This window comes from Billgrantia endophytica, assembly GCF_002879615.1.
Taxonomy (GTDB): Bacteria; Pseudomonadota; Gammaproteobacteria; order Pseudomonadales; family Halomonadaceae; genus Halomonas; species Halomonas endophytica.
On sequence record NZ_PNRF01000027.1, the window covers coordinates 1 to 22433 of the forward strand.

The 22433-nt window shown below is 64.4% G+C and carries 22 protein-coding genes; 11 read left to right on the forward strand and 11 right to left on the reverse strand.

What is annotated here, in order from left to right; all coding sequences use genetic code 11:
- Positions 1-62: 62 nt before the first annotated feature.
- The 10 genes from cdd to hemN all read right to left on the reverse strand — a co-directional run bounded on the left by cdd (position 63) and on the right by hemN (position 10563).
- Complete coding sequence (gene cdd, locus C1H69_RS12040) at positions 63-479, reverse strand: cytidine deaminase (RefSeq protein WP_102653656.1); 417 nt, start codon at positions 477-479, stop codon at positions 63-65.
- On the reverse strand, positions 476-1204 hold the full coding sequence (gene deoD, locus C1H69_RS12045) for a purine-nucleoside phosphorylase (RefSeq protein WP_102653657.1): 729 nt from the start codon (positions 1202-1204) through the stop codon (positions 476-478). Before deoD ends, cdd begins: the two co-directional genes overlap by 4 nt.
- Before the next feature lie 168 nt (positions 1205-1372).
- Positions 1373-2713 carry a thymidine phosphorylase gene (gene deoA, locus C1H69_RS12050; protein WP_102653658.1) on the reverse strand — a complete coding sequence of 447 codons (1341 nt, stop codon included), beginning with the start codon at positions 2711-2713 and terminating at the stop codon, positions 1373-1375.
- On the reverse strand, positions 2713-3486 hold the full coding sequence (gene deoC, locus C1H69_RS12055; protein ID WP_102653659.1) for a deoxyribose-phosphate aldolase: 774 nt from the start codon (positions 3484-3486) through the stop codon (positions 2713-2715). Before deoC ends, deoA begins: the two co-directional genes overlap by 1 nt.
- Before the next feature lie 49 nt (positions 3487-3535).
- A complete protein-coding gene (locus tag C1H69_RS12060) occupies positions 3536-4810 on the reverse strand; it encodes a NupC/NupG family nucleoside CNT transporter (RefSeq protein ID WP_102653660.1) in 1275 nt (424 codons plus the stop codon).
- A 219-nt stretch (positions 4811-5029) separates the two neighbouring features.
- Complete coding sequence (locus tag C1H69_RS12065) at positions 5030-5776, reverse strand: ribonucleoside-diphosphate reductase (RefSeq protein ID WP_102653661.1); 747 nt, start codon at positions 5774-5776, stop codon at positions 5030-5032.
- A 174-nt stretch (positions 5777-5950) separates the two neighbouring features.
- Positions 5951-8062 (reverse strand): adenosylcobalamin-dependent ribonucleoside-diphosphate reductase, encoded by a 2112-nt coding sequence (locus C1H69_RS12070; RefSeq protein WP_102653662.1) that lies wholly within the window; start codon positions 8060-8062, stop codon positions 5951-5953.
- 56 nt (positions 8063-8118) lie between these two features.
- Positions 8119-8598 (reverse strand): ubiquinone anaerobic biosynthesis accessory factor UbiT, encoded by a 480-nt coding sequence (ubiT, locus tag C1H69_RS12075; protein ID WP_102653663.1) that lies wholly within the window; start codon positions 8596-8598, stop codon positions 8119-8121.
- Between the two features lie 214 nt (positions 8599-8812).
- Entirely contained in the window at positions 8813-9154 is a 342-nt protein-coding gene (locus C1H69_RS12080; protein WP_102653664.1) for a helix-turn-helix domain-containing protein, read from the reverse strand.
- A 23-nt stretch (positions 9155-9177) separates the two neighbouring features.
- Entirely contained in the window at positions 9178-10563 is a 1386-nt protein-coding gene (gene hemN, locus C1H69_RS12085) for an oxygen-independent coproporphyrinogen III oxidase (RefSeq protein ID WP_102653665.1), read from the reverse strand.
- A gap of 332 nt (positions 10564-10895) precedes the next feature.
- Between hemN and C1H69_RS12090 the strand changes: the two genes are divergently transcribed.
- From C1H69_RS12090 to C1H69_RS12140, 11 genes are all read left to right on the forward strand, one after another.
- Complete coding sequence (locus tag C1H69_RS12090; RefSeq protein WP_102653666.1) at positions 10896-11303, forward strand: YbaN family protein; 408 nt, start codon at positions 10896-10898, stop codon at positions 11301-11303.
- Positions 11304-11366: 63 nt separating this feature from the next.
- Positions 11367-11813 carry an Rrf2 family transcriptional regulator gene (locus C1H69_RS12095; RefSeq protein ID WP_102653667.1) on the forward strand — a complete coding sequence of 149 codons (447 nt, stop codon included), beginning with the start codon at positions 11367-11369 and terminating at the stop codon, positions 11811-11813.
- Between the two features lie 104 nt (positions 11814-11917).
- On the forward strand, positions 11918-12229 hold the full coding sequence (locus tag C1H69_RS12100; RefSeq protein WP_102653668.1) for a c-type cytochrome: 312 nt from the start codon (positions 11918-11920) through the stop codon (positions 12227-12229).
- 461 nt (positions 12230-12690) lie between these two features.
- Positions 12691-14841, forward strand: a complete 2151-nt coding sequence (gene nosR / locus C1H69_RS12105) for a transcriptional regulator NosR (protein WP_102653669.1) — start codon at positions 12691-12693, stop codon at positions 14839-14841.
- Between the two features lie 3 nt (positions 14842-14844).
- Positions 14845-16737, forward strand: a complete 1893-nt coding sequence (gene nosZ, locus C1H69_RS12110; protein ID WP_102653670.1) for a TAT-dependent nitrous-oxide reductase — start codon at positions 14845-14847, stop codon at positions 16735-16737.
- 50 nt (positions 16738-16787) lie between these two features.
- Positions 16788-18092 carry a nitrous oxide reductase family maturation protein NosD gene (locus C1H69_RS12115; RefSeq protein WP_240609925.1) on the forward strand — a complete coding sequence of 435 codons (1305 nt, stop codon included), beginning with the start codon at positions 16788-16790 and terminating at the stop codon, positions 18090-18092.
- The gene (locus tag C1H69_RS12120; RefSeq protein WP_102653671.1) at positions 18089-19024 is read left to right on the forward strand and encodes an ABC transporter ATP-binding protein; all 936 of its coding nucleotides are present in this window, start codon (positions 18089-18091) and stop codon (positions 19022-19024) included. The genes C1H69_RS12115 and C1H69_RS12120 overlap by 4 nt, the downstream gene beginning before the upstream one ends.
- Positions 19021-19845 carry an ABC transporter permease gene (locus C1H69_RS12125; RefSeq protein ID WP_102653672.1) on the forward strand — a complete coding sequence of 275 codons (825 nt, stop codon included), beginning with the start codon at positions 19021-19023 and terminating at the stop codon, positions 19843-19845. The genes C1H69_RS12120 and C1H69_RS12125 overlap by 4 nt, the downstream gene beginning before the upstream one ends.
- Positions 19846-19873: 28 nt before the next feature.
- On the forward strand, positions 19874-20446 hold the full coding sequence (locus C1H69_RS12130; protein ID WP_102653673.1) for a nitrous oxide reductase accessory protein NosL: 573 nt from the start codon (positions 19874-19876) through the stop codon (positions 20444-20446).
- An 80-nt stretch (positions 20447-20526) separates the two neighbouring features.
- Positions 20527-21120 carry a hypothetical protein gene (locus tag C1H69_RS12135; protein ID WP_240609926.1) on the forward strand — a complete coding sequence of 198 codons (594 nt, stop codon included), beginning with the start codon at positions 20527-20529 and terminating at the stop codon, positions 21118-21120.
- A 60-nt stretch (positions 21121-21180) separates the two neighbouring features.
- A complete protein-coding gene (locus tag C1H69_RS12140; RefSeq protein WP_102653674.1) occupies positions 21181-21564 on the forward strand; it encodes a DUF6164 family protein in 384 nt (127 codons plus the stop codon).
- 191 nt (positions 21565-21755) lie between these two features.
- Here C1H69_RS12140 and C1H69_RS12145 read toward each other — a convergent pair whose 3' ends face one another.
- Positions 21756-22322: a hypothetical protein gene (locus tag C1H69_RS12145; RefSeq protein ID WP_102653675.1), complete on the reverse strand. Its 567-nt coding sequence runs from the start codon at positions 22320-22322 to the stop codon at positions 21756-21758.
- Positions 22323-22433: the final 111 nt, after the last annotated feature.

The window sequence follows — 22433 nt, forward strand, 5'->3', positions numbered from 1 at the left end:
TGAGTACTTTGAGCCGATTTTTAACGCTGTATGGGCGAGCGCAGACAGTTTTCGTACAGAACCTAGTGGCTGAGGTTCTCCGGACCGAAGGCATCCGGCAGCAACTCTTCCATGCTGTAGCGCTTGAGCAGCCGCCCCCGGGCATCGACTACGTGGATGCGGGTCTCGGCGTCGGCAAACTCGCGAATGCGCTGACGACAGTCGCCGCAGGGCGTGCAGGGGTGTTCGCCGGGGCCGATCACGTAGACGTGACGCAGGCGCCGCTCGCCGGCGCTGACCATGGCGGCGATGGCCGAGGCCTCGGCGCACAGGCCCTTGTAGTGGGCCACCTCGACGTTGGCGCCGAAGTAGCGCGCACCGCTGTCGCTCTCCACCATGGCGCCCACCGGATGATTCGAGTAGGGGGAGTAGGCGCGCGCACGCACCGCCACCAGTGCGCTGACGATCTCCGCTGCAACGGTTTCACCCGCGGCGCTCATCGCGCAGCCTCCGCATCGTCACGCAGTACGGTTTCCAGCGAGATCTCCATCATCTCGTCGAAGGTGCGCTCGCGGTCTTTGCTGCCGAGCGAATCCCCCTTGAGGATATGGTCCGACACCGTGCAGATCGTCATGGCCCGGGCGCCGAACTCCGCGGCCACTCCGTAGAGCCCCGCCGCCTCCATCTCGACGCCGACGATGCCATAGCGTTTCATCAGCTCGAACAACTCTCCCTGTGGGTTGTAGAAGAGATCCGCCGAGAAGATATTGCCCACCCTCACCGTCACTCCCTTGCCGTGGGCGGCATCCACCGCGTGGCGGACCAGGTCGAAGTCGGCAATGGCGGCGAAATCATGGCCCATGAAACGGGTGCGGTTGACCCCGGAGTCGGTGCTGGCCCCGAGGCCGATCACCACGTCGCGCACCGCCACGTCGTCGCGCACCGCACCGCAGGAGCCGACGCGGATCAGCCGCTCGACGCCGTAGTCGGTGATCAGCTCCTTGGCGTAGATCGACACCGAGGGAATCCCCATGCCGTGGCCCATCACCGAGACCTCACGGCCCTTGTAGCGGCCGGTGTAACCGAGCATGTTGCGCACGCTGTTCACTTCGCGGGCCCCGTCGAGAAAGGTCTCGGCGATGTATTTCGCCCGCAGCGGGTCGCCGGGCATCAGTACGGTATCGGCGAAGATGCCGCGCTCGCCCTGGATATGGGGGGTCGCCATCAGTGGGCTCCTGTATCGGCAAGGGAGTGGGAAAGGAAACTCGGGCGGGAAGCTGTCCTCCTTATCGAGGAAGTAGCTCCGGTCGATCCGATCAGGCATCTCGACGCCTTACGGCATTCGCGGCGGCACCGGTGCCGAAGGCGTCGAGTACCAGCACGATGGCGCGCGTCATGAAGCCTCCCGACGAATCACATCCTGAATCAGTGTAGGCACAGTCACGCTCTCCATGCCCACGCGTATGGCAGCCAGCAGCCGAGCGGCGGCGCGATCGGCGTCCATCTCGCTCCTGGCGTGAATCCATGCCAGGGGGCGCTCGGCATCTACGCTGTCGCCGATGGCGGCAATCTGCGCGAGCCCCACGGCGGGGTCGATGGCGTCGTCGGGCGTGCGGCGTCCGCCCAGCGTCACCACCGCCAGCCCCAGGGCCCGGGTATCCATGCGCTGCACGCGACCGGCTCTCTCGGGATACACCGCCCGCACCACGGGCGCCTGCGCCAGATGGCGGTCGGGATACTCGAGCAGATCCGCCGGGCCGCCCAGCCCGGCCACCATGCGTGCGAAGCGCTCGGCAGCCGCACCCGAAGCAAGCGTCTCGTCGAGCCTGGCCATGGCCGCTTCACGGGAGTCGGCCAACCGGCCGGCCAGCAGCAGCTCAGCGGCCAGTTCGCGGGTCACCTGGAGCAGCCGGCCGCTCTTCGTCTCTCCGGTCAGCAGGCGCAGGGTCTCGCGAATCTCTATGGCGTTGCCGGCACAGGGGGCCAGCGGCTGGCTCATGTCGGTGAGCAGGGCGGTGGTGCGCGTGCCGGCCCGGCTCGCCACCTTGGCGATGGTGGCGGCGAGCTCGACGGAGGCCTCGTAGGTGGGCATGAAGGCACCGCTGCCGGTCTTCACGTCCATCACCAGGGCATCGAGGCCGCAGGCGAGCTTCTTGCCGAGAATCGAGCTGACGATCAGCGGCAGTGACTCCACCGTGGCGGTGACGTCGCGGATCGCATAGAGCCGCTTGTCGGCCGGCGCCAGGTCGGTGGTCTGGCCGATGATGGCCACGCCCGCCGCCTTCACCAGTTGGCGAAAGCGCGGCCTGGAGGGCGCGATGTCGTAGCCGGGGATCGACTCCAGCTTGTCCAGGGTGCCGCCGGTATGGCCCAGGCCGCGCCCGGAAACCATCGGCACGAAGCCACCGCAGGCGGCGACCCAGGGGCCCAGCACCAGCGAGACCAGATCGCCCACGCCACCGGTGGAGTGCTTGTCGAGGATCGGTCCCGGCAGGTCGAGATCGCGCCAGGCGAGCACCTGGCCGGAGTCGCGGATCGCCTCGGTCAGCGCCACGGTCTCGGCGTCGGTCATGCCGTTTAGGAACACCGCCATGGCGAAGGCGCCGACCTGGGCGTCGCTCAGGCCGCCGTCGCTGATGCCGTCGACCAGCTGGCGGATGGCGGCGACCTCCAGCACCCCGCCATCGCGCTTTTCACGGATCAGCTCCTGGGGAAGGCGCTGCGAGGCAGTCATCAGTAGCCTCCCGCCGGCCCTCCGGCATCGGCACCCAGGGTTTCGAGCAGGGCACCGAGCAGGCCCGAGGCGCCGAAGCGGAAGCGCTCCGGGGTCAGCCACGCCGCGCCCATGATGCCGGTGGCCAGATTCAGGTAGGCGCTGGCGTCCTCGGCGGTTCGCACCCCGCCGGCGGCCTTGAAGCCGAGATCGCCCCGGCCGCTGTCACGGATGGCGGTGAGCATGATCTCTGCTGCCTCGAGGGTGGCGTTGACCTTCACCTTGCCGGTGGACGTCTTGAGGAAGTCGGCGCCGCCCTCGATGGCCAGTTCGCTGGCACGGCGAATGAGAGCCGGGGCGGCCAGCTCACCGGTCTCGAGGATCACCTTGAGCGCGGCGCGACCGCACTCGCGCTTGCAGGCGGCAACCAGCTCGCGTCCGACGTCCTCGTCACCGGCCATCAGCGCACGGTAGGGGAAGACCACGTCGACCTCGTCGGCTCCGGCGGCAATCGCCTCGCGGGTTTCCGCAGCGGCGATTGCCACGTCGGCGTTGCCGTGGGGAAAGTTGGTCACCGTGGCCACCTTCACGCGACCGGCGAGGTTCTGCTCGGCCAGGGCCTGCCGGGCGGTGGCGATGAACGCCGGCAGGACGCACACTGCGGCCGGATGCCCGATTGGCGTGGCCGCACGTTCGCAGAGCGCACGAACACGGGCGTCGGTGTCGTCGTCGTTGAGGCTGGTCAGGTCCATCAATGTCAGGGCCTGGCATGCGGCCTGTTCGAGTTCTGTCATGGCATTACCTGTCGAATCGTGTTCATCGGCAAAGACAAAACGGGCGGCATCAGGTCAGCGCCCCCAGTGAGAGGAAAAAGCCGGCGATGGCGGCCGACATCAGGTTGGAGAGCGTACCGGCCAGCACCGCCTTGAGGCCGAAGCGGGCGATGTCGTGACGACGGCCGGGGGCGATGCTGCCCAGCCCGCCAAGCAGGATGGCGATGGAAGAGAAATTGGCAAAGCCGCACAGGGCGAAGGAGAGCACCGCCATGGTGTAGGGTGTCATCGCCTGTCCGGTGGCGGCTACCACCTGTTCGCCGTCAAGGTAGGGGGCCAGGTTGATATAGGCCACGAACTCGTTGACCACCAGTTTCTGGCCAATGAAGGAGCCGGCAAGGGTGGCTTCCTCCCAGGGCACACCGAGCAGAAAGGCCAGCGGCGCGAACAGCCAGCCGAGGATCATTTCCAGGCTGAGCTGCTCCATACCGAACCAGCCCCCCACGCCACCCAGCATACCGTTTATCAGGGCGATCAGACCGATGAAGGCGAGCAGCATGGCACCGACATTGGCGGCCAGCCTGAGGCCCGAGCTGGCACCGGCGGCGGCGGCGTCGAGCACGTTGGCCGAGCGATCCTCGTCTTCCTTCAGGCGCTCCTCAGCCTCGGATACGCTGTCTTCGGGTTCCTGGGTCTCGGGCATGATCAGCTTGGCGAACAACAGCCCGCCCGGTGCGGCCATGAAGGATGCCGCCACCAGATATTCCATGGGGATGCCCAACGCCGCATAGCCGGCCAGCACGGAGCCGGCCACCGATGCCAGCCCCCCGCACATCACCGCGAACAGCTGCGACGGCGTCATGCGGGCGATGAAGGGGCGCACCACCAGCGGCGCTTCCGTCTGGCCAACGAAGATATTGGCCGTGGCCGACAGCGACTCGGTGCGTGACGTGCCGAGCGTCTTCTGCAGAGCACCACCAAGGATGCGGATCACCCACTGCATGATGCCCAGGTAGTAGAGCACGGCGATCAGCGAGGAGAAGAAGATGATCACCGGCAGTACCTTGATGGCGAATACGAAACCGACATTGTCCGTATCGGCCAGGCCACCGAACAGGAAATCGATCCCGTCGTTGGAATAGAACACCACCTGGCTGACGCCAGCCGAGATCGTATGCAAGACCGTTTGGCCAAAGGGAACGTAGAGCACGAAAGCACCGATACCCGCCTGAATGGCGAAAGCGCCCCCGACGGTTCTCAGGCGGATAGCGCGGCGGTCGGAAGAGAACGCAAGGGCGATCAGAATGAGAGTCGTCATCCCGATCAGGCTCATAAGGAGTGTCATAGGGAATCCTTCGAGTCGGGCTAGCGGAAGCTCACTGACAGAAGGTTGAGCTCGGTGGAGTAGTTCACGGCGGCAAGAGAAGAAGTCTAATAAGGGTTCCTCGTCGTGTCATATGGATTTGGTCTCCGCCGAGGCGCCTGGCAGACTCCCTGCATGACGAAGCCGGGCAATGCCCGGCTTCTTGGGGTCAAGCTCCGTATGGTCGAGCGCAGCCGGCTTTTACCCGCACTTGGACCAGCCGCAGCCTGCATAGCACGTCGGACAGCCGTCCATCATGATCAGTTCACCGCGGCACTCGGGACAATGCCCCACCACGGTTGGGCCGTCTCCCTTGTCGGCGGCGTGGGTCAGCTGCTCGGCCTTCGCCTCCTCTTCGGGAGTCGGCGGCTGCCAGGGGTGGCCGTGAGCCAGGCGATGGGCATAACGGCTGACCAGTTCCTCCACCGGCACCTGATGGCCGTCAGCATCGAGGAAACCGCGGCGGTAGAGAATCTGCTGGATCGACCAGGCGATGGCCGCGACCTCGGAGTCGTGGAACATCGGCTTGCCCCAGCGGTTCATGCCGCAGCGGACCAGGCCCTTGTCCCAGGCCACCTTGCGCAGATCGGCCACCGCCTGGGTGACATAGCCGCCCCGGGCGGCCAGCGACAGGCTGCGCATGGTGGCGGTGATCCACTGATGCTCGCTGGAGAGCTGGCCGGAGGGAAAGAAAAACTCCACCGGCCGCTCGACCACCACCCGCCTGCCGTCGAGCACGCCTTCCACCGGCATGAAGGAGACAAGCAGGTAAACCTTCTTGCGGCCTTCGGCGCCGACATAGGAAATCTTCTCGGATACGGCCTCCAGCGTTCCCTCGGGGCGCGAGGGGATGCGAACCGTCAGCGGATTCTCGTCGGCCAGAGGCACCTCTTGCACCGCCTTCTTGACGCTGTAGGAAACGATCTTGGACTTGATTTCGACGGCCATCACGGGGCTCCTGCGGAAGGTTGTGCGTTGACGCTGGGGTGGCGGCCGCTCACGACCGTCACGAGCGAAGGCGAGGCAAGGCGCAGGATTTCGAGGAAGCGGAGTTTACGAGCCGTAAATGAGCATTCCGAGAAAGACTGCAACGCCGCCTCGGCGAGCGCAGTAGGTCGTGAGTTACCACTTTCCATAGGTGCCTTCCTTCAACGCGTCATACAGGTTTGCCGCGTTGTGTTCCTCGCCGTCGTAGATCACCTTCTCGTCGCCGCGCAGCTCCAGGGTCTCGCCGTCCTCCAGCTCGAAGATATAGGTGGTGTTCTTGAGGTCGTCCTCGCGTACCAGCACACCCTGGAAGGCTTCCGGATTGAAGCGGAAGGTGGTGCAGCCCTTGAGCTTGCTTTCGTAGGCGTCCAGGTAAAGGTCCTGGAAGTCCTCGAAGGCGAAGTCGGTAGGGACGTTGACCGTCTTGGAGATCGCCGAGTCGACCCAGGCCTGGGCCGCCGCCTGAACCGCCACGTGCTGCTTCGGCGATACCGCATCGGCGGTGATGAAGTAGTCGGGCAGGTCGCTTTCCACCGCGTCGGCGGCAATGAAGTGACGGTAGGCGGCCAGTTCGAAGGAGACCACTTCCACCTGCTCCTTGGTCTTCTTGCCCGACTGAATGACGTTACGGAAGTATCGGTGCGAGAACGAGGGCTCGATTCCGTTGGAGGCATTGTTGCCCAACGACAGGCTGATGGTGCCGGTCGGCGCGATGGACGAATGGTGCGTGAAGCGCGCGCCGTGCTCGGCCAGCGCCGCCACCAGCTCCGGCTCCACCTCGGCGATCTTCTGCATGTAGCGGCTGTAGCGGGCGTGGAGGATCCGGCCGGGAACCTTGTCGCCAACCTCATAGCCATCCTTCGCCAGCTCCGGACGTTCGCGCAGCATCTTGGGAGTGATCTCGATGACCTCGGCCAGTATCGGCGCCATGCCCTTCTCTCGGGAAAGCTCCAGGGCCTGCTTCCAACCTTCGAGGGCCAGGCCGCGGCTCACCTCTTCGGTGAAGGCCAGCGATTCCGGTGAGCCATAGGGAATCTTGAGCATGGTCAGCGTCGAGCCCAGCCCCAGGAAACCCATGCCGTGGCGGCGCTTGGCCTCGATCTCGCGGCGCTGGCCTTCCAGCGGCAGGCTGCTGATCTCCACCACGTTATCGAGCATGCGGGTGAAGATCGCCACCACCTTGCGATAGCGCTCCCAGTCGAAGCGCGGCTTCCTGCCGAAGGGGTCGATGACGAAGCGCGTCAGGTTCACCGAGCCCAGCAGGCAGGCACCTTCCGGCGGCAGGGGCTGCTCGCCGCATGGGTTGGTGGCGCGGATCTCCTCGCAGAACCAGTTATTGTTCATGCGGTTGACCTGGTCGATCAGGATGAACCCCGGCTCGGCGAAGTCATAGGTCGACTTCATGATGGTGTCCCACAGCTCGCGGGCCTTGATCACCTCGACGATGCGGCAGGCCACTCGGCCCTCTTCGTCGGTGGTATAGCCATCCTCGACTACCGGCCAGTCGCGGTAGATCAGTTCATCGGGGCCCACGTCGTCCTTCTCGCCGGCGTGCAGCGGAAAGGCCAACGGCCAGTCGGTGTCCTGCTTCACCGCCTCGATGAACTCATCGGTGATCAACAGGCTCAAGTTGAACTGGCGCAGCCTGCCGGCTTCACGCTTTGCCTCGATGAAGCTGCGCACATCCGGATGGCCCACGTCGAAGGTGCCCATCTGGGCGCCGCGGCGGCCTCCAGCGGACGCCACGGTGAAACACATCTTGTCGTAGATATCCATGAACGCCAGGGGGCCGTTGGTGCCGGCACCGGCGCCGAACACGAAGGCGCCCTTGTGGCGCAGGGTGGAGAACTCGTAGCCGATACCGCAGCCCGCCTTGAGCGTCATGCCGGCATCCACGACGCTGTCGAGAATGTCGTGCATGGAGTCGTGGATGGTACGCGACACGGTACAGTTGATCAGGCTCACCGCCGGCTTGTAGTCCTCGGCACCCGCATTGGACATGATCCTGCCGGCCGGAATGGCACCGTTCTCCAGCGCCCAGCGAAACTTGGGCAGCCACTCCTCGGCGCGCTCGCCTTCCACCACGGCAAGTGCCCGGGCCACGCGGTCCCAGGTCTCGGTTACGTCCTTGTCGACCGCCCGTCCATGACGATCCTTGAGGCGATATTTGGAATCCCAGATATCACGGGAGGGCATCTGCAGCGGCACCTCGTTGGATGTCTTGACGGCCTTGGTGGAAGTACTCATGTAAGAAAATCTCCGCAAGCGTCTCGGCTGTTCACGTTACGTTAATAAAAGGAAATTCAATCGTCGCGGCGCGCCATGCGTTCCATGCGCACCAACCACTCGCCCAAGCGGCCCTGGGCGAGCCCCTCTTCGCGGCTATCCAACAGGTTCTTGACCATCAGACCCAGCTCGGTGTCACCCTCGATCAGCAGGCGACGCTGGAAGAACAGGGCGTCGGGGTCCTCGCGGCGCGTCGCCAGGCACAGGAACTCGCGCCAGCCGCCGCGGATGGTGGCCTCACCGGCTTCACGGCACAGCACCAGGCGCTGATTCTCCAGCGTCAGCGTCAGCATCACCCCCAGGTCCTCCACGTACAGGGTGATACGCCGCCCTTCCAGCGCATCGAACTCTCCCTCTGCGAGGGGCTCGGCAAAGGTGCGGTTGAGCACCGGCTCGACCACGTGGCGCTTCAGCGTCAGGGGCACACGAGGATCGACGACGCGAATCAGGCGAGCCGGGGCGGGCAGACGCGGCAGAAATGACAAGGGCAAGGACATTGCTACTCTCCAGTGGGATCGAGCCTGTGGAATCGCAGCGGCCACGACGGCCGACGAACCGTCCATCCTAGGCACGATACCCCACACCTGCACTGATGTGTGTCAAGCTCATGCCATAGCCCTACCAAGGAACCTGTATACCATATATAGACCACTTTTCCAGTTCAATCACCATATCTGGGATTTTTTTAACGGTAGCGATCTGCTTTCGCAACTATTTGACCCCCAGGCGGCTGGCGAGTTTATGCAGGTTGCTGGGGTCGACCGCCAGGCGCCTGGCGGCACTTGCCCAGTTGCCGCCACAGGCGGCCAGGGCTCGCCGAATCGCCCGGCGTTGAATGGCGGCGACCTGGACACGCAGCGGTTCATCGACAGGAGATTCCTCCTGCTCGGCTGACGTTTCCAGAACCGCCAAAATCTGGCCATGGGGCAGATCGAGCCACCCGGGCTTCAGAGTGATGATGTCGTCCCGCCGCGCGCCATGGCCCAGGGCCTTGATCGCCGCGCACCAGAGGCTGCTGGTCGCGACGGGAGTGCCCAAGGGCGCCGCATTCATGGCCCATGCGATGCTCGCACGATCTATACCGTGCGTGAAAACCGCCCTTCGTTCGGCGTGAGATAGGCATCGAAGGCCATGGCCATGTTGCGCATCATCAGTCGCCCCCCCGGCAACACTTCGATTTCATCCTCGTGGATGGCAACCAGGCCGTCTTGCTGCATCTCGCCCAGCTGTGCCAGCGCGTCGGCAAAATAGTCCCGAAAGACGATATCGTGCCTCGCCTCGATGTTGGCGAAACCGATGCGTCCGTGGCACATCAGCGCGTTGATGACGTCACGGCGCAGCCGGTCGTCGTCATTGAGACGATAGCCGCGCATGACCGGCAGCCGGCCGGCCTCGAGCCGGTGCTGGTACCGGGCGGTCTCCTTGACGTTCTGGCTGTAGCTGTCGCCCACCTTGCCGATGGAGGTGATGCCGAGCCCGATCATGTCGCAGTCGGCATGGGTGGAGTAGCCCTGGAAGTTGCGCTGCAGGGTGCCGTTCTCACGTGCCAGGCTCAGTTCGTCGTCGGGCAGGGCGAAGTGGTCCATCCCGATGTAGACGTATCCGGCCCCGGTCAGGCGCCGAATGGTGAGCTCCAGCAACTCCATCTTGCGCTCTGGCGGCGGCATGTCCTCGGGGCGAATCAGCCGCTGGGCCTTGAACAGGTCCGGCAGGTGGGCGTAGCTGTAGGCGGCAATACGATCCGGACGCAGCGCAATGATCTTGTCCAGGGTGGTATCGAAGCTCGCCACAGTCTGCAGCGGCAGGCCGTAGATCAGATCGACGCTGACCGACTCGAAGCCGGCATCGCGGGCCGCCTTGACCAGCGAAACCACCTGCTCCTCGCTCTGCACGCGATTGACGGCTTCCTGTACGTCGGGGTCGAAGTCCTGGACACCGAAGCTCAGGCGGTTGAAGCCCAGATCGTGCAGTTCATGAATCTGCTCTGGCGTGACCGTGCGCGGGTCCACCTCCAGGGAGAACTCCCGCGCTTGGGCTGGAGCGAAGTGAAACGCCTCGTCCAGTGATGCCATCAGTTCACCCAGCTGGGCATTGGTCAGGTAGGTGGGGGTACCACCGCCCAGGTGCAGTTGGGTCATACGCCGCGACTCGTCGAACAGCACCCCCTGCGCCTGGATCTCCTGCTTCAGAAAGGCCAGGTATTCAGCCGCGCGATCGGCATTGTGGGTGATGATCTTGTTGCAGGCACAGTAGTAGCAGAGGCTCTTGCAGAACGGGATATGCACGTAGACCGACAGCGGCTTCGGGGAGGCGACCCGGTTGCTGCGCTCGGCGGCGGCACGATAGTCATCCTCGGCGAAGGCCGCATGGAACTGGGGCGCCGTCGGATAGGAGGTGTAGCGCGGCCCCGGGCGGTCATACTTTTCCACCAGGGGGCGGTTGAACAGCAGGTCGTCTTGCATGATCGAAACAGCCTCTCGACTCTTTATAAGGGGCACGTGACAGGGGGCACGGAACCGGCCATTGCCGCCAGTATGACATTGGCGGCACATGTCGTCTGCGCATGCCCGCTCCTCTCTTGCCCGTGATCAATTTCAGCCGGGATGTCTGGCCGGCAACCGGCTCAGCCAGTGGCATAGGCGCCGCCAGGGGAAAAAGCCAGCGCCAGGCGGGTATCGGAGCGACGGCTGGAGTCATTCGGCTGTTGGCTACCTTGCCAGCGAGCTTTGCATTACCCATAAACATGTATATAAAATGCTCTTTAACAAGCCCACTGCCAATCCGCGAGGTCCCGATGACCAACATGGTGTCACGACTGGCTTGGCGAATCCTGGCCTATGGTTGTATCGGCCTGGGTGCCGCCGGCCTGGTGGTCCCGCTGCTGCCCACCACGCCTTTCCTGCTGGTAGCCGCCTGGGCGGCCCCCAAGGGCTCGCCTCGACTGGCCCGCTGGCTGTGGGGCCATCCTCGTATCGGCCCAATCCTGCATGCCTGGAAGAGTCAGCGTGCCATACCACGCAGGGCGAAGCGGGCAGCAGTGGCGCTATTGGTGATGAGCTGGCTGGTGCTGTGGTTGGGCGGCGCGCTCCCGGCGGTACTGGGGCTGACGGCGCTGATGTTCTGCTGCGTGGCCGCCTTCGTGCTGTCGCGACCCGATGCCGCACCTTCATTTGCCAATAGCACACCCGACAGACAATGCTAGGATAGAGGCATTTTAAGGCATTTCACTTGACTCTTATCAAGAACCCTGCACACGGGATTTATCATGCACCTGACCCGCTACACCGACTATGCGTTGCGCGTACTGACCTATCTCGCCGTGAAGGGCGAAGAGCGCGCCACCATTCATGAGATCGCGGAAAGCTTCCAGATATCGCGCAACCACTTGATGAAGGTGGTCCAGGACCTCAGCAACCGGGGCTACATCACGACGATCCGAGGCAAGAACGGAGGTATTTTGCTGAATCGCCCTCCCGAAGAGGTCACCTTGGGTGGCCTGGTGCGCGATACCGAGCACGAACTCGGCCTGGTGGAGTGCTTCCGTGATTCCAATGAATGCATCATCACTCCCGCCTGCAGGCTCAAGCCGATTCTCAACGAGGCCCTGGAGGCCTTCATGGGCGTACTGGATGGCTACACCCTGGCCGACATGCTGGGACAACGCCAACCGCAGCTGGCCCGCCTGATGCAGATTCCGGCGGAAATACAATAGATTTGCCAGTCCTCCCTTTTGGCATAGTATCGAAGCCAGCCAGGAACAGGGCCCGGCCCATGTAACGGCTGTCTTCACCGTGATCAGCACTATCGGAGAAACCCATGAGACCATTGACTGTCGCCCTGTTGGCCGGCGGCGCCACCCTCGTCTTCACTGTCTCGGCCCAGGCCGAGCCAGACGGCGAGGCCATCTACAACCAGGCCTGCATGGCCTGCCACATGACCGGCGCCGCCGGTGCCCCCATCAAGGGCGACGAAGCCGCCTGGGCCCCGCGCCTGGAACAGGGCATGGATACCCTGTACGCGCACTCCATCGACGGCTTCCAGGCGATGCCGCCGAAAGGCGGCCACATGGGCCTGAGCGATGAGGATGTCAAAGCCGCCGTCGACTTCATGCTCGAGCCGGTGTTGTAACGATCGTCATGTCATATCGCTAAGCCGAGCCAGGCTCGGCTGCCCTTCAGGAAGCGTCGCCGTCGGCGCTGGCCGGCCGGCGATGCTTCCTTGTCTTTGAGACGTTGAGGCAGATCACACTCTTCCGGCATTCCGCTTCGCCTCCCCCATCCCACGCTGAACGGCTCTCTCCATTCCCCCCTTTCCTTTCCTCTCCGCCCGTCTCACCTCGCCAGCTCTGGCAACAGCCAACACGACTGCAGCCTTTCCCTTGGCCTTCGTCACGTTAGGTCATGACCCACGTCAATTCGACCCGGGGGTGCAACTGGCATCATGGTGCCATAGTCGCCCTGGTCAGACGTTGTCACCGGGCTTTTCAAGGACCTAAAAGATTCATTTCATCTACTTGTTGCTGTGCGTTGCCAGACCTCACCGGCCCGGCTGTCGCAGTGCCACAGGTTCCGAGCCTCAAGGACAGCTCCATGTCGATACGGCGCTCCGCTCTCCTGACCTTCGCACATCCCTGGCTACTGGGCCTGATGCTGCTGGCCGTCATGCTGCCTGCCCAGGCGATCGAGCTTGGCCAGGTGACGTCGGTGTTTCCGGAAGCGACGCACCTGGAACGTGCCGAAGGCGAGCACCCGGCCAAAGGCGTTTACGCCGGCGACGAGTTGCTCGGCTACGTCTTCGAGACAGTGGACATCGCCCCGATCCCGGCCTACTCCGGCAAGCCGGTCAACCTGCTGGTCGGCTTCGACCTGGAGGGGCACATCACCCTCTCGACCATCCTGGACCATGAAGAGCCGATCATGCTGGTGGGTATTCCCGAGCAGCGGCTGGAAGACTTTGCCGGTGCCCATATCCCCCATCACGTCAGCGAGCGGCTCAGGGTCGGCGAAGCCCTGGACTCGATCTCCGGCGCCACGGTAACGGTGATCGTGGTCACCGAGACGGTGATGCGTGCCGCCCGCCGCGTCGCCGCCGAGCAGGGGCTGATCCCCGACCCGGCCGCCACGCTGCCGGCCCGCGTGCGCCAGGACGTGTTCGAGCCGGCCGACTGGGAAACCCTGGTAGGCGACGGCACCATCCGGCGCCTGCACCTGTCACATGGCGAGATCGATGAGGCCTTCGTCGGCACGCCGGCCGAGCATGCGCCGGAAGCGGGTCGCAATGCACCCGACGAAACCTTCATCGACCTATACATTACCTACCTCAACGCCCCCACCGCTGGCCGCAACCTGCTCGGGGACCGGGTCTATGAGCAGGTCATGGAGCGGCTCGGCGACAACGAGCATGCCATCGCGGTGATGGGCCGAGGCGACTACTCCTTCAAGGGCTCGGGCTATGTGCGCGGCGGCATCTTCGACCGCATCGATGTCTCCCAGGGCAACACCACCGTCACCTTCCAGGACAGCGATCATAGCCGCATCGTGCGCCTGGGTATCGACGGGGCACCCAGCCTCGCCGAGCGCGATATCTTCGTGATTCGCGAGGACGCCGAATTCGACCCGGGCGAGCCCTGGCAGCTTGGCCTGCTGGTAAGGCGCGCCACCGGGGCGCTGGATACCGAGTTCGTGCGCTTCAATGCCGACTACAGCATTCCGGATGCCTACGTCGAGCGCTTCGAAGCGCCGGTGGAAGAGGCGCTGTGGGTACAGGTATGGCGCGACAAGACGTTCCAGATCGTGGTTCTCGGCCTCGGCCTGGGCGTTCTCACCGCCATCATGCTGTTTCAGGACGTGCTGGTGCGCCACCCCCGGCTCTTCGTCCCGCTGCGCATCGGCTTTCTGATCTACACCCTGGTCTTCATCGGCTGGTACTCCCTGGCCCAGCTCTCGGTGGTCAATATCCTGACCTTCGTACACTCGCTGATGAGCGGCTTCAGTTGGGAGTCGTTCCTGATCGACCCGATGATGTTCATCCTCTGGTCGTTCGTGGCGGTCACGCTCCTGCTCTGGGGTCGCGGCGTCTTCTGCGGCTGGCTGTGCCCCTTCGGTGCGCTCCAGGACCTGGTCAACAAGGCCGCACGCAAGCTGCGCGTACGCCAGTTCGAGGTGCCCTTCGCCCTGCATGAGCGACTGTGGGCGATCAAGTACATCCTCCTGCTGGGGCTCTTTGCCGTCTCGCTGCATTCGCTGGGCACCGCCGAGCGTTACGCCGAGGTGGAACCCTTCAAGTCCGCCATCACCATGCGCTTCCAGCGCGAGTGGGGCTTCCTGCTCTATGCGCTCGCCCTGGTGGCCGTTTCCGCCTTCACCCACAAGGCCTACTGCCGCTATGTCTGCCCGCTGGGCGCCGGCCTGGCGATTCCCGCCCGCCTGCGTCTGTTCGACTGGCTCAAGCGCCATCGCGGCAGCTGCGGCACCCCGTGTCAGATCTGTGCCAACGAGTGCGAGGTCGCCGCGATTCATCCCGACGGCCGTATCAATGCCAACGAGTGCCACTACTGTCTCGATTGCCAGGTGACCTACCACGACGACCAGCGGTGCCCGCCGATGGTCAAGCGCCGCAAGCGCTTCGAAAAGGCCGCCAGGGCCTCTTCGAAAACGGGTGGCATCGAAACGTTCCCGGCCGATGCTGCGCAGGGCAGCCAGGCCAATCTGCAGCGCATTCCCACTCTCGAGGAGAAGTGAACCATGAGTGACAAGAATGAGAACATCAAAGACCTCAGCCGCCGGCACTTCCTGCGCAACAGCGCAGTAACCGGCGTCGCCGGGGCCGGCTTGGCCGGCGGTTTCGGCGCCGGCACCCTGATGGGCAGCCGCCCCGCCGAGGCAGCCGCAGGCAGCGAGCATGACGTCGCGCCAGGTGAACTGGATGAATACTACGGTTTCTGGAGCGGCGGTCACTCCGGCGAAGTGCGTATTCTCGGCATCCCTTCCATGCGTGAGCTGCTGCGCATTCCCGTGTTCAATGTCGACAGCGCCACCGGCTGGGGTATCACCAACGAATCCAAGCGAGTGCTGGGACCGAACGCACCGCTCAACGGCGACACCCACCACCCCAAGGTGAGCTACACCGATGCCCGCTATGATGGCCGTTACTGCTTCATCAACGACAAGGCCAACACCCGGGTCGCACGCATTCGCCTGGACATCATGCGTGCCGACAAGATCATCGACATCCCCAACGTCCAGGCCATCCATGGCCTGACCCTGCAGCGCGTGCCGAAGACCGAAGACGTCTTTGCGGTTGGCGAGATGATCATTCCACAGCCCAACAACGGCCAGAACATGGACAACCCGTCCGAGTACTGGACCATGATGACCTGTATCGACGCCGACACCATGGAGATCAAGTGGCAGGCCCTCGTCGATGGCAACCTCGACAACTGCGACACCGACTATACCGGCCGCTTCGTTGCGGCTTCGTGCTACAACTCGGCCCGCGGCATGACCCTGCCGGAGATGATGGGCCCCGAGCGGGACTGGACGGTGATCTTCGACGTGCCGGCCATCGACCAGGCGGTCGCCAACGGCGACTACACCACCATCGGCGACTCGAATGTCCCAGTGGTCGACGCTCGCGAGCAGGCGCATCAGGGCCGCAACCCCTATGCCCTCTACGTGCCGACTCCCCGCAGCCCGCACGGCGTCAACACCATGCCGCCGGAAGGCAAGTACTGCGTGGTCAGCGGCAAGCTGTCGCCGACCTGTACCGTCATCGAGTGGTCGCGGGTAGGCGAGTGGTTCGACGGTGGCCTGGACGACCCGCGCGATACCGTTGTCGCCGAGCCGGAAGTGGGCCTCGGTCCGCTTCATACCACGTTCGACAACCGTGGCAACGCCTACACCTCGCTGTTCCTCGACAGCCAGGTGGTGAAGTGGAACGTGGAGGACGCCATTCGCGCCTACGACGGCGAGGAGGTGAACTACATCCGCGACCGCATCGACGTGCACTACAACATCGGCCACCTCAAGGCCACCCTGGCCTGTAGCCGCGACGTCGACGGCAAATACCTCACCGCGCTGAGCAAGTTCTCCAAGGACCGCTTCCTGCCGGTGGGACCGATGCACGCCGAGAACGATCAGCTGATCGACATTTCCGGCGAGCGGATGCAGCTCATCCACGATGGCCCGACCTACGCCGAGCCCCACGATGCGCTGATGATCCGCGCCGACCAGCTCAACCCGGCACGCATCTACAGTCGCGACGACCCCTACTTCGCCGAGACCGTGGCCATGGCCCAGGCCGACGGCGTCAACCTGGAAACCGAGAACAAGGTCATTCGCGACGGCAACAAGGTACGCGTCTACATGACCTCCGTGGCGCCGAACTTCGGCATGACCGAGTTCCGGGTCAAGCAGGGTGATGAAGTCACGGTCGTGGTGACCAATCTCGATAACATCGAGGATGTCAGCCATGGCTTTGCCATGGTCAACCACGGGGTCAACTTCGAGGTCCACCCGCAGCAGACCTCCTCGGCGACCTTCATCGCCGACAAGCCTGGCGTGCATTGGTACTACTGCAGCTGGTTCTGCCATGCCCTGCACATGGAAATGTCAGGACGGATGCTGGTCGAGGCATGATGTCCCCGGCCGGCCCTTCGGGGCCGGCCCCTTCAGAGCAAGAGGTTGCCGTGTTGCTACGTATCCTTGTCAGCTGCTGCTTGCTGTTGCTGGCGCCTCTCGCGCACTCGGCACAGCGCATCGAGCCTGATCATGGCTCCCTGCAGTCCCATATCGACGACGCCTCTCCCGGCAGCGAGCTATTGCTCGGTGAAGGGGTTCATCGCGGCAATATCATCATCGACAAACCCTTGACCCTTCGCGGCGACCCCGGCGCCATCCTCGACGCCGAGGGACACGGCGACGTGATTCGGGTCACGGCTGCCGATGTGCGCATCGAAGGCCTGACCTTGCGCAACTCCGGATACAACCTGACCGACATGAACGCCGGTATCCATGGCGAGAGAGGCGCCCATCGCCTGCATGTCGAAGACATCACCATGGACAACGTGGCCTTCGGTATCTGGCTCTGGCATGCGGAGGCACCGACCCTGATCGGCAACCGCATCACCGGCAATACCGAGGTTCGCTCCCAGGATCGCGGCGACGCCATTCGCCTCTACAATATCGACGGTGGCCTGATCGCCGGCAACGACATCCGCGATGCCCGCGACGCCATCTACGTCGATACCAGCCGCGACCTGGAATTCCGCGGCAACCGCCTGCGCGATTCCCGTTTCGGCATTCACTACATGTTCACCCATGGCAGCCTTCTCATCGACAACCACACCAGCGGCACCCGGGCCGGCTATGCGCTGATGATGTCCCGGGACCTCGAAGTGCTGAACAACCGTTCCGAGAACGACCGGAACTACGGCATCCTGATGAACTACGTCAACTACAGCACCATTGCCGGCAACGACATCAGCGGTATCACCGCCTGGCACGGCATGGCCGGTGAAGGAGACGAGCATGGCGTAACGCTCGGTGCCGAGGGCAAGGCGCTATTCATCTACAACTCCCAGGCCAACGAGATCCACAACAACCGGGTGGCCGACAGCGAGCTGGGCATTCACCTCACCGCCGGGTCCGAAAACAATCGCCTGTACCACAACGCCTTCATCAACAATCGCCAGCAGGTCATGTACGTATCCACCCGGACCCAGGAGTGGTCGGTGGACGGCAAGGGCAACTACTGGAGCGACTACCTGGGCTGGGACCTCGCGGGCGATGGTGTCGGCGACACGGCCTACGAACCCAACGATGCCGTGGACCGGCTGCTGTGGCGCTACCCCAGCGCACGGCTGCTGATGCACAGCCCTGCCGTCGTGGCACTACGCTGGGTACAGCGCCAGTTCCCGATCTTCCGCGCCCAGGGCGTCCGCGACAGCGCCCCACTGATGCGTGAACCCCCCATTGGAGGCATCCGCCCATGAATCCGGTGATCGAATGCCGCAATCTCACCCTGCGCCACGGTGCCCTGACCCGACTCGATGCCCTCGATCTCAGCGTATACGAGGGTGAAGTGCTGGCGCTGCTCGGCCATAACGGCGCCGGCAAGACCACCACCATGAAGCTGATCCTCGGGCTGATCTCGCCCAGCGGCGGTGAACTCAAGGTGCTCGGCGGCGCCCCCGACGGCCCCCATGCCGAGACGCTGCGCCGCCGACTGGGCTACCTGCCCGAGAACGTCAGTTTCTATGAACAGCTCAGCGGTCGCGAAGTGCTGAGCTACTTTGCCCGCCTCAAGCGAGTCGACAGGCGGCAGGTGGGTGAGCTGCTCGAGCGTGTCGGCCTGTCCGAGGCCGCCAACCGACGCGTCAAGACCTACTCCAAGGGCATGCGCCAGCGCCTCGGCCTGGCCCAGGCGCTGCTGGGAGACCCACAGCTGCTGCTGCTCGACGAACCCACCACCGGGCTCGACCCCGCCGCCACCCGCGACTTCTACGAGACGGTGAGGGAGCTGCGCGAGCGGGGCTGTACGGTGCTGCTGTCATCCCACGTGCTGCCCGGTGTGGAGCCCTACATCGACCGCGCCCTGATCCTCGGCGCCGGGCGCCGCCTGGCGCTGGGCAGCCTCGACGAGCTGCGCCGCGAAGCGGCCCTGCCGCTGACGGTGCGGGCTCGCGGCAGCTGGCCGGGCACCGACTGGGCAAGCGGTTGGGACGAGACCCGGGTGACACCACGCCATCTCAACGGTCATGTGCTGGAGCTCGGCGTCCACCCTTCGGCCAAGATGGCGGTACTCAGGCGCCTTGCCGATACACCGGGGGTCGAGGACATCGAACTGTTGCCCCCGACCCTCGAGCACCTGTACGCGCACTTTTCCGCACCGCTCCCGACCCGCGACACACGAGGCCTCTCATGAACGCCACTCTGATCGTCGCCCGCAAGGAGTTCCAGGATGGCCTGCGCAACCGCTGGGTGCTGGCCATCGCTCTGATCCTGGCCGCCCTGGCGGTGGGCATCGCCTGGTTCGGTGCTGCCGCCAGCGGTGGCATGGGCTTCACCTCGCTGGCCACCACCGTCGTCAGCCTGTCGACGCTGGCGGTGTTCCTGATTCCCTTGATCGCCCTGCTGTTGGCCTACGACGCCGTGGTCGGCGAACAGGAAGCCGGGACCCTCTTGCTGCTGTTGACCTACCCGCTGAGCCGTACCTCGCTGCTGCTCGGCAAGTTCCTCGGCCACGGCCTGATTCTTGGCGCCGCCACCGCGCTCGGCTTCGGCATCGCCGGGGTGGTGATCGCCTTCGGCGCCGAGGGCGTGGATATCGCCCAGCTCGCCTCCAGCATGGGGCTGTTGATCCTCAGCAGCGTGCTGCTGGGCTGGGTCTTCATTGCCTTCGCCTACCTGATCAGTGTCTGGGTGAGCGAAAAGGCCCGTGCCGCCGGGCTGGCGCTGGGTGTCTGGTTTCTGTTCGTGCTGGTCTTCGATCTGGGCCTGCTGGCGCTGCTGGTCAGCGTTCAAGGGGGTGGCGACTGGCTGCCCTGGCTGCTGCTGCTCAATCCCACCGACGGCTTCCGCCTGATCAATATGGTCGGGTTCGATTCCGCCCAGGCCTATACCGGCGTTACCGCCATCGCCCAGGACAGCGCCTTCCATCTCGGCTGGCTGGTACTGGTGCTGATCGGCTGGATCCTGGCTCCGCTGGGGCTGGCCATTCTGCGCTTCCGTCATCACTCGGCCTGAGGCCCCCCTACGTTCCGGAGACGTCACCATGATTCGCACCGCCTTCACTGCCCTGGTCCTGTCAACGCTGCTGCTGGCCGGCTGCGGTAACGATGCCGGCCCGGCTGCCCTGGCCCCGGCCCAGCCGATCACCGATGGCGACAGCTGCCACGTGTGCGGCATGCTGATCAGCGAGCTGCCCGGCCCCAAGGGCCAGGTCTATCTGAACCGGGACGAGGCGGTGCGAAAGTTCTGCTCCACCACCGACATGTTCGCTTTCCTGCTGCAGCCGGAAAACGAGACCCAACTGAGCCACGCCTGGGTGCATGATGTCGCGGTCACTCCCTGGGAGAGCCCCACCGACGACACCTTCATCCTGGCCAGCGAGGCGTGGTATGTCGTGGAGCATGAGCGACGCGGCGCCATGGGGCATACCCTGGCCTCGTTCCGCGAGCGACACCATGCCGATGCCTTCAAGGAGACGCACGGCGGTCGGGTCCTGGCCTTCGACGACATCGACCTGGAGCTGCTGGCCGAGCTGGGCAGGATGGACGCCGACAGGCACAATGACATGCAGCGCGACGAGGCACATGGCAACGGCATGCACGGCCACCGGCACTAGGCAGCAAACATTCGAGGAGCGGTCGGCGCGAACGGTGGCGAATGCTACCATCGCAGCCCTGTCATCCAGGAAACCGGCTCATGACCAAGACCACCGCCAACCGGGCGCGCCTTTCGTTCACTCCCCCATGGCCACTTGTTCTACTAACGGGCATGCTACTGCTGGGCAGTCCGCTCGCCTCGCCGCCGGCCCAAGCCACCAGCTTCAACACCGGCGATATCGAGCAACACGGCAACTGGCACTCCCTGACCCTGTCGCTGGGTAACGAGCGCCACTTTCGCGCCCTTGAACAGCACAGCTACAGCGATTCCATCCTCAGTCTCAATTACACGCCCGGTGTCTGCGACCTGCCCTGGCTCGAAGTGCGTGTCGAACTCGACGAGAACCAGGCCGAAAGCCGGGTGGCGAACCTGGTTCCCGGTGATCTGCGCGTCGACCACGACACCATTCATAACGGCATGGCGGAGTTCATTACCCAGCGCGGCGACAGCGGTTTTTACGTCAACTTCTATCTGGATGAGCAGGCACTGCTCGTTGATGAGATGCGCAACGGTGAGACGCTGCGGCTACGCTTCGACCGCGGCGAAGAGGACTATTGGTTCATGAGCTTCGACCTGAACGGTGCCGATGAGGCCATCTCCCGGGCAGAGCGGTCCTGCCGAGACGCCGATTGAACGCAGCGCCCCGCTGGGCATGGCATACTCCAGCATCTCTGATTACCGTGGGAGGCGTTGATGTCGGTACTGCTGTTTCGGCTGGGCAATGTGCCCGCAGACGAGGCCGAGGACATCCGCCGCCTGCTCGACGAGCACGGCTTCGACACCTATGAGACCCAGGCCGGATTCTGGCGCCTGGGGGTGGAGGCGATCTGGCTGCGCCACGACGACCAGAAGGACGCCGCCCGAGCGGTGATCGACCGCTACCAGGAGGAAAGGCGCCGGCGCCTCCGGCAGGAGCACGCGGATCTGGCGGAGCGCGGCGAGCTGCCGACCCTGTGGCGACGCCTGCTGCGCCACCCCATACAGGTGCTGCTGGTGGCGCTGGCCGTGCTGGCCATCCTGGCATTGACCCTGCTGCCCTTCCTGGGGCTGATCGAGGCCCTCGGCATCCCATCATGAGCGGCCGAAGGCTCTGCGCATATCGGCGGGCCGACGCTCGCATCGCCCCTTGAGACGCCTCAGAACCGGGTGGTGAGATTGGCCCACAGGGTACGGCCAGGCTCGTTGAGCGCGACGGTGACCTGCTCGGCCTGACCCGGGATACCCTGCTCTACCGCATGAAGAAGCACGCCATCGGCTGAGAGGGCCCCTCAGCGGAAAAGCCGGGTATCGAGATACTCCACCGAGACATGATCCTCGAAGGCCCAGAGACGCACGAAGCGGCCTCGCTCACGCAGCTCGTTACCGCCGCCGCCCCACACCGTCAGGCTGGCCGGTTCTTCCGGCATGCCATCCTTGAGCTGCTCGAACCACCAGTCGGCCATCTCGCCTTCCCAGGGCTGGCCGTAGCGCGCCTCGAGCCGCTCCTTCACGCCGGCGAAGTCGTCCACTTGGGGGTGAAACGCCACGACCAGAGCGAGTTGATCGCGACCGTCCGGGAAAACATAGCGCACATCGGTTTCCGGCTCGCCGTCAACCCGAAGCTCACCGTCGATGATCAGGTCGCCTGCCTCGGTCTCCTCGACCGAGACATTGATCACCGAGTCCGCTTCCAGTCGCGCCAAGACCGCTTCGGATGACATGCCGAATTCGGCGCCGCGATAGCCACTGGGATCCTCCCGGAGGCCTTCCGCCGCCATCGCCGTTCCGGCTGCCGCCAGTACCAGAGAGGTCAACAGTCCGCCGAACCATGCTGTGGGTCGAGTGGTCATCGCCATGCCAACTCCTCTATATGTCTCCACTCAGCGTACAGGCTGCCCGGCCGTTTCGCGTGCTGATTACGTCTCATCATCGGCCCCGTTTTTCTCCACCACCCGATGTTCGTTGGC

Bases quoted from the DNA above. Each gene is read 5' to 3' on its own strand.
- cdd (WP_102653656.1), bottom strand. From the start codon at position 479: ATGAGCGCCGCGGGTGAAACCGTTGCAGCGGAGATCGTCAGCGCACTG.
- deoD (WP_102653657.1), bottom strand. From the start codon at position 1,204: ATGGCGACCCCCCATATCCAGGGCGAGCGCGGCATCTTCGCCGATACC.
- deoA (WP_102653658.1), bottom strand. From the start codon at position 2,713: ATGACTGCCTCGCAGCGCCTTCCCCAGGAGCTGATCCGTGAAAAGCGC.
- deoC (WP_102653659.1), bottom strand. From the start codon at position 3,486: ATGACAGAACTCGAACAGGCCGCATGCCAGGCCCTGACATTGATGGAC.
- C1H69_RS12060 (WP_102653660.1), bottom strand. From the start codon at position 4,810: ATGACACTCCTTATGAGCCTGATCGGGATGACGACTCTCATTCTGATC.
- C1H69_RS12065 (WP_102653661.1), bottom strand. From the start codon at position 5,776: ATGGCCGTCGAAATCAAGTCCAAGATCGTTTCCTACAGCGTCAAGAAG.
- C1H69_RS12070 (WP_102653662.1), bottom strand. From the start codon at position 8,062: ATGAGTACTTCCACCAAGGCCGTCAAGACATCCAACGAGGTGCCGCTG.
- ubiT (WP_102653663.1), bottom strand. From the start codon at position 8,598: ATGTCCTTGCCCTTGTCATTTCTGCCGCGTCTGCCCGCCCCGGCTCGC.
- C1H69_RS12080 (WP_102653664.1), bottom strand. From the start codon at position 9,154: ATGAATGCGGCGCCCTTGGGCACTCCCGTCGCGACCAGCAGCCTCTGG.
- hemN (WP_102653665.1), bottom strand. From the start codon at position 10,563: ATGCAAGACGACCTGCTGTTCAACCGCCCCCTGGTGGAAAAGTATGAC.
- C1H69_RS12090 (WP_102653666.1), top strand. From the start codon at position 10,896: ATGACCAACATGGTGTCACGACTGGCTTGGCGAATCCTGGCCTATGGT.
- C1H69_RS12095 (WP_102653667.1), top strand. From the start codon at position 11,367: ATGCACCTGACCCGCTACACCGACTATGCGTTGCGCGTACTGACCTAT.
- C1H69_RS12100 (WP_102653668.1), top strand. From the start codon at position 11,918: ATGAGACCATTGACTGTCGCCCTGTTGGCCGGCGGCGCCACCCTCGTC.
- nosR (WP_102653669.1), top strand. From the start codon at position 12,691: ATGTCGATACGGCGCTCCGCTCTCCTGACCTTCGCACATCCCTGGCTA.
- nosZ (WP_102653670.1), top strand. From the start codon at position 14,845: ATGAGTGACAAGAATGAGAACATCAAAGACCTCAGCCGCCGGCACTTC.
- C1H69_RS12120 (WP_102653671.1), top strand. From the start codon at position 18,089: ATGAATCCGGTGATCGAATGCCGCAATCTCACCCTGCGCCACGGTGCC.
- C1H69_RS12125 (WP_102653672.1), top strand. From the start codon at position 19,021: ATGAACGCCACTCTGATCGTCGCCCGCAAGGAGTTCCAGGATGGCCTG.
- C1H69_RS12130 (WP_102653673.1), top strand. From the start codon at position 19,874: ATGATTCGCACCGCCTTCACTGCCCTGGTCCTGTCAACGCTGCTGCTG.
- C1H69_RS12135 (WP_240609926.1), top strand. From the start codon at position 20,527: ATGACCAAGACCACCGCCAACCGGGCGCGCCTTTCGTTCACTCCCCCA.
- C1H69_RS12140 (WP_102653674.1), top strand. From the start codon at position 21,181: ATGTCGGTACTGCTGTTTCGGCTGGGCAATGTGCCCGCAGACGAGGCC.
- C1H69_RS12145 (WP_102653675.1), bottom strand. From the start codon at position 22,322: ATGGCGATGACCACTCGACCCACAGCATGGTTCGGCGGACTGTTGACC.